Annotated in this window: 1 pseudogene; it reads right to left on the bottom strand. The window is 67.1% G+C overall.

Features of this window, described 5'->3' with window-relative positions:
• Window positions 1-681: pseudogene (locus EN893_RS36595) on the bottom strand (F0F1 ATP synthase subunit beta); the annotation flags it as partial.

The raw sequence follows: 681 nt of genomic DNA, 5'->3' as shown, positions 1-681 counted from the left end.
ATAGCCGCCATGCGCCTTGGCGATGTTGTTGATCAGTTCCTGGATCAGCACGGTCTTGCCGACGCCGGCGCCGCCGAACAGGCCGATCTTGCCGCCCTTGGCGTAGGGGGCCAAGAGGTCGAGCACCTTGATGCCCGTGATCAGGATCTGTGCTTCCGTCGACTGCTCGACATAGGTGGGAGCCGGCTGGTGGATGGAGCGCATTTCGGTCGCGTCGACCGGGCCTTCTTCGTCGACCGGCTCGCCGATGACGTTGATGATGCGGCCGAGCATGCCCGGGCCGACCGGCACGGTGATCGGCGCGCCGGTGTCACGCACTTCCTGGCCGCGAACCAGACCTTCGGTCGAGTCCATGGCGATGCAGCGCACGGTGTTTTCACCCAGATGCTGGGCAACTTCGAGCACCAGGCGGTTGCCGACATTGGTCGTCTCGAGCGCGTTCAGGATCGCCGGCAGGTGATCGCCGAACTGCACGTCGACAACGGCGCCGATGACCTGGCGAACCTTGCCGACAACGCCGGTTGCCTTGCTGGCCACTGCCGATGTCTTGGCAGCGGCGGCCTTCGCCGGTGCTGCCGCCTTGGCCGGGGCGGCCTTCGCGGCTGCTACTGGAGCCTTTGCCGCCGCCTTCGCGGGGGCTGCGGTTTTCGCGGCTGCGGCCTTGGGGGCTGCCTTCTGGGG

This window comes from Mesorhizobium sp. M7A.F.Ca.CA.004.04.2.1 (assembly GCF_004022825.1).
Lineage (GTDB): Bacteria > Pseudomonadota > Alphaproteobacteria > Rhizobiales > Rhizobiaceae > Mesorhizobium.
This window is presented reverse-complemented; position numbering and strand designations above follow the sequence as displayed.